This window comes from Pseudomonas sp. GR 6-02, assembly GCF_001655615.1.
GTDB lineage: Bacteria > Pseudomonadota > Gammaproteobacteria > Pseudomonadales > Pseudomonadaceae > Aquipseudomonas.
Genome location: NZ_CP011567.1, coordinates 1,388,526 through 1,401,473 on the forward strand (window position 1 = coordinate 1,388,526; position 12,948 = coordinate 1,401,473).

A 12,948-nucleotide genomic window follows, 5' to 3' on the forward strand; every position below is an offset into this window, starting at 1 on the left:
GCTTTTTACTCGGTTTGTCGCTGGCATGTGAGGCTCGCAGTATCGGTTGGAAAAGACCCGTTATAATGAGCCCGATTTTAACCGCAAGCCAAGCGCGCTCCATCGTTATCGAGCGCGCCTTTTTATTGGAGAAATTACATGCCGTCGTTCGACGTGGTATCCGAACTGGACAAACACGAAGTCACCAACGCGGTCGAGAACGCCGTCAAGGAACTCGATCGTCGTTATGACCTGAAAGGCAAGGGCAGCTTCGAGTTCAAGGAAAAAGACCTGACCGTCAACCTGACCGCTGAAGCCGATTTCCAGCTCGAAGCGATGATCGAGATCCTCAAGCTGGCCCTGGTCAAGCGCAAGATCGACGTGCAATGCCTTGAAGTCAAGGATGCCTACGCGTCGGGCAAGCTGATGAAGCAGGAAGCGGTCCTCAAGGAAGGCATCGACAAAGAGCTGGCGAAGAAAATCGTCGCCCACGTCAAAGATGCCAAGCTCAAGGTCCAGGCTGCCATTCAGGGTGAGCAGGTACGTATCACCGGTAAAAAGCGTGACGATCTGCAGGAAGCCATCGCCGCCCTGCGCGCCAAAACTTTCGACATGCCGCTGCAGTTCAATAACTTCCGCGACTGACCTTTCAAGCGGGAACCTCTCGGCGATTTCGACGTCCGAGGCCCAAGCAACGGCAGAAACGATCGGGCCTTATGGGGTCGGTCTTTCTGCCGCTCATTTTTTGCGTGCCGGGTAGCCGGAAATCAGGAGAAAGAAGATGGATTTGAATGCTGAAGTGGACAACCTCGTCAAGGCGTCTCAAGCCTGGATTCCGATGATCATGGAATACGGCAGCCGCGTGTTGCTGGCGGTGATCACCCTGGCCGTTGGCTGGTGGCTGATCAACAAAGTCACGCAAAAACTGGGCGGCCTGCTGGCGTTGCGCAACGCCGACCTGGCGCTGCAAGGCTTCATCAGCAGCCTGGCGAACATCATCCTCAAGGTTCTGCTGATCGTCAGCGTGGCGTCGATGATCGGTGTGGAAACCACCTCCTTCGTCGCGGCTATCGGTGCGGCCGGCCTGGCCATCGGTCTGGCCCTGCAGGGCAGCCTGGCGAATTTCGCCGGCGGCGTGTTGATTCTGTTGTTCCGTCCGTTCCGTATCGGTGACTGGATCGAAGCCCAAGGTGTTGCCGGTACTGTCGACAGCATCCAGATCTTCCACACTGTTCTGCGCACAGGCGATAACAAAACCATCATCGTGCCTAACGGTAATCTGTCGAACGGCATCATCACCAACACCAACCGTCAGCCGACCCGCAAAGTAGTATTTGATGTGGGGGTGGACTACGAGGCGGACTTGCAGAAGGCCCGTGAAGTGTTGCTGGACCTGGCCAAGGATCCGCGAGTGTTGACTGAGCCGGCACCGGAAGCGGTGATTTCCACACTGGGCGACAGTTCGATCACTGTTTCTCTACGGGTGTGGGTGAAGACTGCCGACTACTGGAATGTGATGTTCATGTTTAACGAACAATCGCGCGATCGCTTGAAGACTGCCGGCATCGATATTCCATTTCCGCAGCGGGTTATTCGCGTGGTGCAGGAATCGGCGGCGGTGTAAGGAACAGTCAATCAACTGATGTCTGACCTTTTGGTCAAACATTTTGCAAGCCCCGATCCTTTAAACACAATGCTGTAGCCAATAAAAAAGGCCCATCCGAAGATGGGCCTTTTTTTGATTACCGCGAACTAACTTTCTGCAATTACAGAATGTTGAGCGGGTAGTCGGTGATCAGGCGGAACTCAGAGATATCGCCTTCGCCTTCGTCTGCGTTGGCGGTGTGCCATGCTTGACGGATGCGGAACGACAGATCTTTAGCTGGGCCGGATTGAATTACGTATTTAACTTCCACGTTGGTTTCGTGGTGTTTACCGTCTGCACCGTACAGGCCAGCGTAAGGGCTGCCTGCTGGAGTGTTGGTGCCGTCAATGTCCCAACCTTTCACGTAACGGGTCATGAAGCTCAGACCAGGGATGCCGTATTCGGCCATTTTCAGGTCGTAACGGGCCTGTACCGATTTCTCGCCAGGGGCGTTGAAGTCAGAGTACTGGATGGAGTTGGCGAGGAAGATCGAGTCGCCACCACGGTTGTTTTTACCCACGCCGATATAGTCGAACGGAGTGTCGCCATTCACTTTCTGGAAGCCCAGGGTGATGGTGTGTGCCTTCAGGAACGAGAAAGCAGCAGCGAGGGAGTAGGCGGTGTTATTGATTTCGCCTGCTTTAGCGCTACCAGTGTCCCTGGTGTTGTAGATGTTACCGTCGAAGTTGATCGACTGATCGCCACCCAATGCGAGGGTGTAGTTCGCGTTGGCGTAGTACTGGTTCCAGATGTCTTCGAGCTTGGCACCGTAGAGCGACACGCTCAGGTCTGGGGTAATGCCGTACTTGCCACCGAAGTAGTCGATGGAGTTGGCTTTCACGCCAGCGTAGGTTGCCCACAGGTCGCCATCACGGGCATTTCGGTCCTGACTGGTCGCCGAGTAGAAGTGACCGGCTTCGAGGTCAAGGTCTTTGACTTCGCTGCTCTGCAGTTGGATACCGCTGGCAGTTTGGTGAAGGATGCGGGAGCCGCCAACAGCGAACACCGGAGAAGTGCTTGGCTGCATGTCGCCGATTTTCAGCTCGGTCTTGGAGATGCGGAACTTGGCGGCAGCGCCGGCTTTGCCCTGGTTGTTTTCGACTTCGCCATCATTGCCCACGGGCATGTTGCCGGTACCCGAATACTTGTCGGAACCGTCCAGCTTAATGGCCAGTTGGCCCCATGCTTCAACGCCAACACCGATCAGACCTTGGGTGTAGCCCGAGCTGTACATGCCCTGGATGCCCTGGGTCCAGTCTTTGTCATCGACGGCGCCGTCTTTCTTGTTACGGTTGTAGTAGTAGTTGCGAACCAGCAAGTCGAGCTTGCTATCTTCAACAAAACCTTTGGCGTCAGCCTGGTCACTTACGAAAGGTGCGGCCGTAGCCAATTGAGTACTGGCTGCTGCTGCAACTGCCAGTGCGATCATGCTCCACTTCATCACGCGCATCGTGATTTGCTCCTTTGGTTTTTAGAAGAGTACTGCCGTCCCACCTGTTTTATTATCTGGGCGGCTCTTTCTTTTTGTGTCGGCGCAAACTTATATCACGCCGACCCTATTGGCGATACTTGCACATCTAACCTTTCAGCTTCTTTACGACCCTGTCGCAAATGGCTGGGTAGATGTCGCAAATTCACAGTCCCGACGCAATCGGACTGACAACTTCAGCGCTGTTTTCCAGGGCTTGAGCATCGGTAAAAAAGAGTCCCTGGTCCTGCACTTGAATCTCCATCGGGCAACCCTGCCACTGTTTTTATTGGCCTTAAGGCTTCCACTTCCAGCGGAGCACTTATAGACGATACGGGGGTGAATGCAACAAGCGTGCACAAACCAGAATTCTGTTGCTGTTTTTTTCTGAAAGCCTGCCTGTTGCTGTAAAAACCTCATAAAACCGGGGGGTTCAAGCTCGTTTTTCTTAGGCTTGACGCCATGCTTTGCATCGTGGTTACCACATTGGAGCTGCGAGGTGACAACCAAAAACGTTACCGGTTCACCCCGTCAGTGAGTAATTGGCGGATGCTGACGCACTGAGCGTAGACGCGTTGTGCGGTTTTGGTGCAAAAAATTTTATTTCCTGTACTGAATTCACACATGGTGGCGTTGCCGTGGGTTCGAACAGTGCGTTGTTTATGGGCTGTTTCGGCGTTTTTTCCGTGATGGCCGGTTCCGTCATGGTGCGTCCCGAATCAAAATGGCGCATCTCGGCGCGCCCGCAGGGCGGTGCTGGCGGCAGTTCGTCGTGAAGCGCATGGCATTCGCAGGTATGCTGCCGTCCTGTCGCTTGGTGCGCCGTCTTTCGGTGGGGGCGCTAAGCTGAAAAAGGATGACCAGAGGGGAGTGTGCGCTGTGTTCGCTTTAGATCCACGACTTCAACAAGACACGTTGCCAATCGGCGATTTCCCGCTCTGCCGGTTACTGCTGTCCAATGATTCGAATTACCCCTGGTTCATCCTCGTGCCACGCCGCGAGGATATCAGTGAAATATTTCAGCTGGATGGCGCAGATCAACAGCAGCTGTGGCGGGAAACGACTGAGCTGGCGGAAATCCTCAAGGACTCTTTCGACGCGGACAAGTTGAACGTCGCGGCCCTGGGTAACGTCGTCAATCAGTTGCATATGCATGTGATTGTGCGCAAGCGTGAGGACGCCGCCTGGCCAGCTCCGATCTGGGGCAAACAGGAGGCCAAGCCATACAGTCCAGAGCAGATCGCGACGATTCGCGAGCGACTGCGTCTGGTGTTGACCGACGATTTCAAGTTTCTGGAGGGCTGAATCATGAGCCTGGGCGAACGCGTTACCGATCTGGAAAGCCGACTGGCATTTCAGGATGACACCATCCAGGCATTGAATGATGTGCTGGTGGCGCAGCAGCGGATGGTCGAGCGTCTGCAATTGCAAATGTCGGCGTTGCTCAAGCGGCAGGAGGAAATGGCCGGCCAGTTTGCGACGCTTGAAGAAGAAGAGGCACCACCGCCTCATTACTAAGAAACAGGCAATAAAAAACCGCGAACAGCCAAGCTGTTCGCGGTTTTTTTTAGCCTTGAATCAGCTGCGCGGCAGTGCGGCGATCACATCTTCGGCTTGCAGGCCTTTGTCACGATTCATGACGGAGAACTCCACGCGCTGACCTTCCACCAGAACGCGGTGGCCTTCACCGCGAATCGCCCGGAAATGCACGAAAATATCATCGCCGGAGTCGCGGGAAATAAAGCCGAAGCCTTTGGAGGTGTTGAACCATTTGACGGTGCCAGTATCGCGGTTGCTCATGTCATAGCTTGGCGCGGCGGCGGCTGGTGAAGATTTGTAGAAGCTGATGGCCAGGTGCAGGAATACGGCGATCAGGGCAGCGACCAGGCTGAACAGAACGGCAGGTTGACCGGCGATGACAGGCATCGGAGCGATCAGCGTCAGGGTTTGCAGTACGACAGCCAGAACCAGCAAAGCGCTGACCAGGTTTTGCAATTGATGACGCGGGCCTTTGTTCCAGTAAGGGATAACAGGCGCGAGGGTGAGGTTGAGCAGGCCGAAAAAGGCCAGGTAAAGCGCATCGGGTTGTTGCAGGTAAGGTACCGCTTCGGATCGCAGGCTAGGGATGAAGGACAGCAGCAGGGCTGCTGCGCCCATTAGCAGGTGGACGATTTTCAACATTTTGATTAACTCACGTTAAGACGGATCACAAGGAAGAGCTGATAGAGCACGGTTCGCTTCAGAACAATAAGAGGCGTTGGGCACGTACCTGATATCAGCCTATGCGCAGCCCCCGGAAAATAGGTGGTAGCGACACACTGCCTATTTAACAGCAAAGCCTGCGGCTACTCAAATCAGGCGGTCCGGCGGTGTTTCCATTGGCATGGCGCGCGGATGACGATGCCGAGTGTTATTCGTGCGTTGTGTTTCTCGGATCTTTCGCCTTTTCGTTGAGCGATGTTGCGTCAGTTTTCGTAGGAAATCGTCCGGCCTAGGACGAGCTCCATGATCGCCCCTCCATTGTTGGCTTATCCTACGTTGATGGTCATAAAGTCATCTGGATATACCGTTGCGCCTGCGCTTTTATAAGGAAACGGAATATGGCCCTTACAAGCAGCAAGGATGACAAAGGAGTGTCAACGGTATGGTTCATGAAGAAAGACAAGACGAGAGGAGGATCGGTCCACTCAAGGATATAAGGATTGATTCACTTGTCAGCGAATTCGATATGGGGCTGGCCCAGCCCTTATCCCGGTCGGTGCGTTTGAATGGCTTTGCGACCTGTTTGCGGCTTGAGCAGGTCTATTGGGATATTTTGGGCAACATGGCCAAGGTCAATTGCTGCTCGGTCAGTGCGCTGTTGTCTCAGGTGGATCGCGAGGTGCACTTGCGCCATGGCGGGGTGAAAAATTTCACCGGGCTGGTGCGGGTTGTCTGCGTCGTGCACAGCCTGAAGGAGGGCAGTTGCCCCGTCATGGCTTAGCGAGAGCGGCTGAATGAGTCGAGTGTCGGTCTGTGCAGTCTTACGGCTGCACAGGCTGCATTTAATGGATATAATCCCGCTCTTTGCCGCGAAGCCCTGCATGCGCGGTAGCAATCTGATCGCCGAGACAACCCCCATGCCGATGTACGATTACCAATGTGCTTCCTGTGGTCATCAGTTGGAAGCCATTCAAAAGATCAGCGCAGCACCGCTGGTCGACTGCCCTGCCTGCCAGGCGCCAGAGCTTAAAAAGATGCTGTCCATGCCCGGTTTCCGCCTCAGTGGCACCGGCTGGTACGAAACCGACTTCAAGACCGGTTCCAAGAAAAATCTGGCCGGTGGCGACAAAGCTGACTAGGGTCTAGCGCCCGGGCTGAACGACACGCGCGAGCTCTTGCATCATCTGGCACCTTATTCAAGTGCGGTGGTGCGGCAAGACCTCCACCCGAATTTCGAATTACGAGAAGTGAAACCACTACCATGATGCGCAGCCATTATTGCGGCCAACTGAACGAAAGCCTGGAAGGCCAGGAAATTACCCTTTGCGGATGGGTTCACCGTCGCCGTGACCATGGCGGGGTGATTTTCCTCGATATCCGTGATCGTGACGGTCTGGCCCAGGTGGTGTTCGATCCGGACCGTGCCGAGAGCTTCGCCGCCGCCGATCGCGTGCGCAGCGAGTACGTCGTGAAGATCACCGGCAAGGTTCGCCTGCGTCCGGCCGGTGCAACCAACGCCAACATGGCGTCGGGCATGATCGAGGTCCTGGGCTACGAGCTGGAAGTGCTGAACGAATCGGAAACTCCGCCGTTCCCGCTGAACGAGTTCTCTGACGTTGGCGAAGAAACCCGCCTGCGTTATCGCTTCCTTGATCTGCGTCGCCCTGAAATGGCCGAGAAGCTGCGTCTGCGTTCGCGCATGACCACCAGCATCCGCCGCTACCTGGACGAGAACGGTTTCCTCGACGTCGAGACGCCGATCCTGACCCGTGCGACGCCGGAAGGCGCGCGTGACTATCTGGTGCCGAGCCGTACTCACGCCGGTTCGTTCTTCGCCTTGCCGCAATCGCCTCAGCTGTTCAAACAGCTGCTGATGGTGGCCGGCTTCGACCGTTACTACCAGATCGCCAAGTGCTTCCGCGACGAAGACCTGCGGGCTGATCGCCAGCCGGAATTCACTCAGATCGACATCGAGACCAGCTTCCTCGATGAAAAAGACATCATGGGCCTGACCGAAGGCATGATCCGCAACCTGTTCAAGGAAGTGCTGGGTCTGGAATTCGGCGAATTCCCGCACATGACCTTCGAAGAGGCCATGCGCCGCTACGGTTCCGACAAGCCAGACCTGCGTAACCCGCTGGAACTGGTGGATGTTGCCGATCAGCTCAAGGAAGTCGATTTCAAGGTGTTCAGTGGCCCGGCCAATGACCCGAAATGCCGTATCGCCGCCTTGCGCGTTCCAGGCGGTGCGAGCATGCCGCGCAAGCAGATCGACGATTACACCAAGTTCGTCGGCATCTACGGTGCCAAGGGCCTGGCGTACATCAAGGTCAACGAGCGTGCTGCCGGTGTTGAAGGTCTGCAGTCGCCGATCGTGAAAAACATCCCGGAAGCCAACCTGAACGTGATCCTCGATCGCGTGGGTGCGGTCGATGGCGACATCGTGTTCTTCGGCGCCGATAAAGCCAAGATCGTCAGCGAAGCCCTGGGTGCGCTGCGGATCAAGCTGGGCCATGACCTCGAGCTGCTGACCTGCAAGTGGGCGCCAATGTGGGTCGTCGACTTCCCGATGTTCGAAGAGAACGACGACGGCAGCTTCAGCGCCTTGCACCACCCGTTCACCGCGCCGAAGTGCACTCCTGAAGAGCTGGAAGCCAACCCGGCCGGCGCTTTGTCCCGTGCCTACGACATGGTTCTGAACGGCACCGAGCTGGGTGGCGGTTCGATCCGTATCCACCGCAAGGAAATGCAACAGTCGGTGTTCCGTCTGTTGGGTATCAACGAAGCGGAACAGGAAGAGAAATTCGGCTTCCTGCTCGACGCCCTGAAATATGGCGCGCCGCCGCACGGTGGTCTGGCCTTCGGTCTGGACCGTCTGGTGATGCTGATGACCGGCGCCCAGTCGATCCGTGAAGTGATCGCCTTCCCGAAAACCCAGAGTGCTGCGGACGTGATGACGCAGGCTCCGGGCGTGGTAGATGCCAAGGCGTTGCGTGAGCTGCACATTCGTCTGCGCGAAACGCCAAAGGCAGAGTAAGGCTGACCGCAAAGGCGCATCCTGTGGGATGCGCCTTTTCTTTAGGTCGAGATTTTTTTGTTGCTGGCCGACACTCCCTGTGTGGCGGGCGATGTTTCAAAGAGAAATTCGGAGCGAGTTATGGCGGGTCATTCCAAGTGGGCGAACATCAAGCACCGCAAAGAACGTCAGGATGCCAAGAAGGGCAAGATTTTCACCAAGTGGATTCGTGAGCTGACGGTCGCTGCCCGTCAGGGCGGCGCTGATCCGGGCTCCAACCCGCGTCTGCGTCTGGCGCTGGATAAAGCGCTGGGTGCGAACATGAGCCGCGATATCATCGACCGCGCGGTGGCCCGTGGTGCCGGCGCTGCCGATACCGATGACATGGTCGAGCTGACCTACGAAGGCTATGGCCCGGGCGGTGTGGCGGTGATGGTCGAATGCATGACCGACAACCGCAACCGCACCGCGGCCGCAGTTCGCCATGCGTTCAGCAAGTGCGGCGGCAACCTCGGTACCGACGGTTCGGTGGCTTATCTGTTCGAACGCAAAGGGCAGATTTCCTTCGCGCCAGGGGTTGATGAAGACGCGCTGATGGAAGCAGCCATGGAAGCCGACGCCGATGACGTGGTGACCAACGAAGACGGCTCCATCGACGTGTTCACCTCGTTCGCCGGCTTCTATTCCGTGCGTAACGCCTTGGAGGCCGCAGGCTTCAAGGGCAGCGATGCGGAAATCGTCATGTTGCCGACCACCAGTGCCGAACTGGATCTGGAAGGCGCCGAGAAGGTTCTCAAGCTGATCGACATGCTCGAAGACCTGGATGACGTGCAGAACGTGTACTCCAACGCGGACATTCCAGAGGCGGTGGCCGCGCAGCTCGGTTGATGCCTTTATAAAGATCGCAGCCTTCATCAGCCCTGCAGGCGCTGGCGAAGCCTGCGATCTTTTGATTTTCAGAATGAAAAGATCGCAGCCTTCGGCAGCTCCTACGGTTACTCTCAGATATTCGCACTAGCTTCGCAGGCGTTATGACTTTAATTCTTGGTATCGACCCCGGCTCGCGTATCACCGGTTACGGCATTGTTCGCGATACTGGCCGTGGTTGTGTTTACGTGGCATCGGGCTGTATCCGCACCGGTGCTGGCGAGTTGCATGAGCGTCTGCAGATCGTCTATCGCGGCGTGCGTGAAATCATTCAGACTTATGGCCCGGTCACCATGGGCATCGAAAAGGTGTTCATGGCGCGCAATGCCGACTCCGCGCTGAAACTGGGGCAGGCCCGTGGCGCGGCGATTGTCGCCGGCGCCGAAGAGAGCCTGGAAATTGCCGAGTACACCGCAACCCAGGTCAAGCAGGCCGTGGTCGGCACCGGCGCCGCCAATAAAGAACAAGTGCAAATGATGGTCATGCACATGCTGAAACTGACCAGCAAGCCGCAAATCGATGCCTCGGATGCCCTGGCCATCGCGATTTGCCACGCTCACACCCGTTCCAGCCTGTTGCCTCATGGCCTGGGCGCGGCACGCAGTCGTGGCGGGCGCCTGCGTCTCTGATAGCATCAGCAATCATTTTTTGTGGGATGAGGGTTTTGCGCCTGTGTTGTCGGCGCAAAACCCTTGTTCTGTCAGTCGCCAGCACTGATCTGGCCAACGCTCAAGGATCTGAAACGTGATTGGACGCTTGCGCGGCACATTGGCTGAGAAACAGCCGCCGCACCTGATTCTGGATGTAAACGGTCTGGGGTATGAGCTGGAAGTGCCCATGACCACGCTTTATCGCTTGCCGTCGGTCGGTGAACCGCTGACCTTGCACACCCATTTGGTCGTACGCGAAGACGCGCAGTTACTCTATGGCTTCTTCGGCAAGCGTGAGCGAGACTTTTTTCGCGAACTGATCCGTCTCAATGGGGTAGGGCCGAAACTGGCGTTGGCCCTGATGTCGAGCCTGGAAGTCGACGAGTTGATCCGTTGCGTGCAGTCCCAGGACACCTCGGCACTGACCAAGGTGCCGGGCGTTGGCAAGAAGACTGCCGAGCGTTTGCTGGTGGAACTCAAGGATCGCTTCAAGGCCTGGGAAACCGTACCGAGCATGTTTGCGTTGGTGCCGAACCAGCCGGATGCGCCAGCGCAACAAGTCGCTGCCGCCGAAAATGACGCGGTCAGCGCGCTGATTTCCCTGGGCTACAAGCCGCAGGAAGCCAGCAAGGCGATTTCTGCGATCAAGGAGAAAGGTTTGAGCAGTGAAGACATGATTCGTCGCGCCCTTAAGGGAATGATCTAAGTGATTGAAGCTGATCGTCTGATCGCCGCTACGGGTGGCCCCCGTGAGCGCGAAGAAGTCCAGGATCGGGCGATTCGTCCCGTCAGCCTGGCCGAATACATTGGCCAGCCGACCGTTCGCGAGCAAATGGAGTTGTTCATCCAGGCCGCGCGCGGGCGCAATGAATCGCTGGATCACACCCTGATTTTCGGCCCGCCGGGCCTGGGTAAAACCACCCTGGCCAACATCATTGCCCAGGAAATGGGCGTGTCGATCAAAAGCACCTCGGGGCCGGTCCTCGAGCGTCCTGGTGATCTGGCTGCATTGCTGACCAATCTTGAGCCCCATGACGTGCTGTTCATCGACGAGATCCATCGGTTGTCGCCGATCGTCGAAGAAGTGCTGTACCCGGCCATGGAAGATTTCCAGCTCGACATCATGATCGGCGAAGGGCCGGCCGCGCGCTCGATCAAGCTTGATCTGCCACCGTTTACCCTGGTTGGCGCTACCACCCGTGCCGGTATGCTGACTAACCCGTTGCGCGACCGTTTCGGGATCGTCCAGCGCCTGGAGTTCTACAGCACCGCCGATCTGGCAACGATTGTCAGCCGTTCGGCGAACATTCTCGGTTTGCCGCTGGACCCGGAAGGCGCCTTTGAAATCGCCCGGCGTGCCCGCGGTACACCGCGAATCGCCAACCGCTTGCTGCGCCGGGTCCGGGATTTTGCCGAGGTTCGTGCCAAGGGCCACATCACTAAACCGATCGCCGACCTGGCCTTGAACCTGCTGGATGTCGATGAGCGTGGCTTCGACCATCAGGACCGACGCCTGCTGTTGACCATGATCGAGAAGTTCGACGGTGGGCCGGTGGGGGTGGACAGTCTGGCCGCTGCGATCAGCGAAGAACGCCACACCATTGAAGACGTGCTGGAGCCGTACCTGATCCAGCAGGGCTATATCATGCGCACGCCGCGGGGGCGGGTAGTGACCCGGCATGCGTATTTGCACTTCGGCTTAAACATTCCGTCACGATTGGGCGAGATGCCCGTGGTAGACGAGTTCCTCGATGCCGTGGACGATTAATCACCTTTGCGTGCTGATTTATTCGGGGTTTGTGCTGTCCCAGGACGGTACTTTCGCCAGAAAGCCGCGAATCAATGAAAAACAGTTGCCTGGCCGGATTGGCAACCTGAGGAGTAAGCACTAGAGTATGCGCGCGCAAAACGGGCTTGAGCCGTTCGCACATCGTTGTCGCGTTTATTACGAGGACACCGATGCCGGCGGCATCGTGTATTACGTCAATTACCTCAAGTTTATGGAACGGGCTCGAACCGAGCGGCTCCGAGAGCTGGGCTTTGCCCAGTCGGCGCTGGCAGGGGAGGACCTGTTGTTCGTCGTGCATTCCAGCGAAGCGCGTTACCACGCGCCGGCGCGACTGGACGACGAACTGCTGGTAAGCGCCGAAGTAATTGAATTGAACCGGGTCAGCCTGCGCTTCAAGCAGCAGGTCAGGCGGGCTACGGATAACGTGCTGCTCTGCGAAGGGCAGTTTCTGGTGGCCTGTGTGCGCACTAACAGTTTGAAACCCCGGGCCATTCCCGAAGCTCTACGTGCGGCCTTTGCCGACGTGAGCGGCGCGGGTACACACTCAAAGCAGGAGATAAAGCGTGGAAGCTAACGTCGTCGACCATTCCTCCATGTGGAGCCTGGTCAGCAATGCCAGTGTCGTGGTGCAACTGGTAATGCTGATCCTGGTAGCCGCATCGGTGACCTCGTGGATCATGATCTTTCAGCGCAGCAACTTGCTGCGCGCCGGTCGACGTGCCCTGGAGAGCTTTGAAGAGCGCTTCTGGTCCGGTATCGACCTGTCCAAACTCTACCGTCAGGCTGGCAGCAACCCTGATCCGGATTCCGGTGTCGAGCAGATCTTCCGTGCCGGCTTCAAGGAATTCTCCCGTCTGCGCCAGCAGTCGGGCGTTGATCCGGAAGCGGTCATGGAAGGCGTGGCGCGTGCCATGCGCGTAGCCATCTCCCGCGAGGAAGAGAAGCTCGAGCAGAGCCTGCCGTTCCTCGCCACCGTCGGTTCCGTCAGCCCGTACATCGGTCTGTTCGGTACAGTCTGGGGCATCATGAACTCCTTCCGTGGTCTGGCGACTGCCCAGCAAGCGACCCTGGCCACTGTGGCTCCAGGTATCGCCGAAGCACTGGTTGCTACTGCGATCGGTCTGTTTGCCGCCATTCCGGCCGTTATCGCCTACAACCGTTTTGCTGCCCGCAGCGAAACCCTGCTGGGCCGCTATTACACCTTCGCCGACGAATTCCAGGCGATCCTGCACCGCAAAGTGCACACCAGCGAAGAATAAGCAGGTAATTTCC

15 protein-coding genes are annotated in these 12,948 nt (G+C 57.1%); 13 read left to right on the top strand and 2 right to left on the bottom strand.

From position 1 onward, the window contains the following. The first annotated feature begins 138 nt into the window (after positions 1-138). Positions 139-624: a YajQ family cyclic di-GMP-binding protein gene (locus PGR6_RS05955; protein WP_018926510.1), complete on the top strand. Its 486-nt coding sequence runs from the start codon at positions 139-141 to the stop codon at positions 622-624. 136 nt (positions 625-760) lie between these two features. Continuing rightward, complete coding sequence (locus PGR6_RS05960) at positions 761-1,603, top strand: mechanosensitive ion channel family protein (protein ID WP_064616353.1); 843 nt, start codon at positions 761-763, stop codon at positions 1,601-1,603. 142 nt (positions 1,604-1,745) lie between these two features. Here PGR6_RS05960 and PGR6_RS05965 read toward each other — a convergent pair whose 3' ends face one another. Then, a complete protein-coding gene (locus PGR6_RS05965) occupies positions 1,746-3,074 on the bottom strand; it encodes an OprD family porin (RefSeq protein WP_018926508.1) in 1,329 nt (442 codons plus the stop codon). An 897-nt stretch (positions 3,075-3,971) separates the two neighbouring features. Between PGR6_RS05965 and PGR6_RS05970 the strand changes: the two genes are divergently transcribed. Beyond that, complete coding sequence (locus tag PGR6_RS05970) at positions 3,972-4,397, top strand: HIT family protein (protein WP_018926507.1); 426 nt, start codon at positions 3,972-3,974, stop codon at positions 4,395-4,397. 3 nt (positions 4,398-4,400) lie between these two features. Beyond that, positions 4,401-4,610 (top strand): SlyX family protein, encoded by a 210-nt coding sequence (locus PGR6_RS05975; protein ID WP_018926506.1) that lies wholly within the window; start codon positions 4,401-4,403, stop codon positions 4,608-4,610. Positions 4,611-4,670: 60 nt separating this feature from the next. Here PGR6_RS05975 and PGR6_RS30565 read toward each other — a convergent pair whose 3' ends face one another. After that, positions 4,671-5,273, bottom strand: a complete 603-nt coding sequence (locus tag PGR6_RS30565; protein WP_064616355.1) for a cold-shock protein — start codon at positions 5,271-5,273, stop codon at positions 4,671-4,673. Positions 5,274-5,736: 463 nt separating this feature from the next. Between PGR6_RS30565 and PGR6_RS05985 the strand changes: the two genes are divergently transcribed. From PGR6_RS05985 to tolQ, 9 genes are all read left to right on the top strand, one after another. Continuing rightward, positions 5,737-6,075, top strand: a complete 339-nt coding sequence (locus PGR6_RS05985; RefSeq protein WP_064616357.1) for a ribbon-helix-helix domain-containing protein — start codon at positions 5,737-5,739, stop codon at positions 6,073-6,075. A gap of 136 nt (positions 6,076-6,211) precedes the next feature. Further along, a complete protein-coding gene (locus PGR6_RS05990; RefSeq protein ID WP_010457489.1) occupies positions 6,212-6,433 on the top strand; it encodes an FmdB family zinc ribbon protein in 222 nt (73 codons plus the stop codon). A 122-nt stretch (positions 6,434-6,555) separates the two neighbouring features. Beyond that, positions 6,556-8,331 carry an aspartate--tRNA ligase gene (gene aspS / locus PGR6_RS05995; RefSeq protein WP_018926502.1) on the top strand — a complete coding sequence of 592 codons (1,776 nt, stop codon included), beginning with the start codon at positions 6,556-6,558 and terminating at the stop codon, positions 8,329-8,331. Between the two features lie 120 nt (positions 8,332-8,451). Continuing rightward, positions 8,452-9,198, top strand: coding sequence for a YebC/PmpR family DNA-binding transcriptional regulator (locus PGR6_RS06000; protein WP_018926501.1), 747 nt, complete (start codon positions 8,452-8,454; stop codon positions 9,196-9,198). A gap of 143 nt (positions 9,199-9,341) precedes the next feature. Next, positions 9,342-9,866 (top strand): crossover junction endodeoxyribonuclease RuvC, encoded by a 525-nt coding sequence (ruvC, locus tag PGR6_RS06005; protein WP_018926500.1) that lies wholly within the window; start codon positions 9,342-9,344, stop codon positions 9,864-9,866. 115 nt (positions 9,867-9,981) lie between these two features. Continuing rightward, positions 9,982-10,593, top strand: a complete 612-nt coding sequence (gene ruvA / locus PGR6_RS06010; protein ID WP_007933256.1) for a Holliday junction branch migration protein RuvA — start codon at positions 9,982-9,984, stop codon at positions 10,591-10,593. Continuing rightward, complete coding sequence (gene ruvB, locus PGR6_RS06015) at positions 10,594-11,655, top strand: Holliday junction branch migration DNA helicase RuvB (protein WP_018926499.1); 1,062 nt, start codon at positions 10,594-10,596, stop codon at positions 11,653-11,655. It begins immediately after the preceding gene. 127 nt (positions 11,656-11,782) lie between these two features. Then, positions 11,783-12,250 (top strand): tol-pal system-associated acyl-CoA thioesterase, encoded by a 468-nt coding sequence (gene ybgC, locus PGR6_RS06020; protein WP_007933231.1) that lies wholly within the window; start codon positions 11,783-11,785, stop codon positions 12,248-12,250. Then, complete coding sequence (gene tolQ / locus PGR6_RS06025) at positions 12,240-12,935, top strand: protein TolQ (protein WP_018926498.1); 696 nt, start codon at positions 12,240-12,242, stop codon at positions 12,933-12,935. The genes ybgC and tolQ overlap by 11 nt, the downstream gene beginning before the upstream one ends. Positions 12,936-12,948 lie beyond the last annotated feature (13 nt).

Bases quoted from the DNA above. Each gene is read 5' to 3' on its own strand.
- PGR6_RS30565 (WP_064616355.1), bottom strand. From the start codon at position 5,273: ATGTTGAAAATCGTCCACCTGCTAATGGGCGCAGCAGCCCTGCTGCTG.
- PGR6_RS05965 (WP_018926508.1), bottom strand. From the start codon at position 3,074: ATGCGCGTGATGAAGTGGAGCATGATCGCACTGGCAGTTGCAGCAGCA.
- PGR6_RS05975 (WP_018926506.1), top strand. From the start codon at position 4,401: ATGAGCCTGGGCGAACGCGTTACCGATCTGGAAAGCCGACTGGCATTT.
- ruvC (WP_018926500.1), top strand. From the start codon at position 9,342: ATGACTTTAATTCTTGGTATCGACCCCGGCTCGCGTATCACCGGTTAC.
- PGR6_RS05955 (WP_018926510.1), top strand. From the start codon at position 139: ATGCCGTCGTTCGACGTGGTATCCGAACTGGACAAACACGAAGTCACC.
- ybgC (WP_007933231.1), top strand. From the start codon at position 11,783: ATGCGCGCGCAAAACGGGCTTGAGCCGTTCGCACATCGTTGTCGCGTT.
- aspS (WP_018926502.1), top strand. From the start codon at position 6,556: ATGATGCGCAGCCATTATTGCGGCCAACTGAACGAAAGCCTGGAAGGC.
- PGR6_RS05985 (WP_064616357.1), top strand. From the start codon at position 5,737: ATGGTTCATGAAGAAAGACAAGACGAGAGGAGGATCGGTCCACTCAAG.
- PGR6_RS05960 (WP_064616353.1), top strand. From the start codon at position 761: ATGGATTTGAATGCTGAAGTGGACAACCTCGTCAAGGCGTCTCAAGCC.
- PGR6_RS06000 (WP_018926501.1), top strand. From the start codon at position 8,452: ATGGCGGGTCATTCCAAGTGGGCGAACATCAAGCACCGCAAAGAACGT.
- PGR6_RS05990 (WP_010457489.1), top strand. From the start codon at position 6,212: ATGCCGATGTACGATTACCAATGTGCTTCCTGTGGTCATCAGTTGGAA.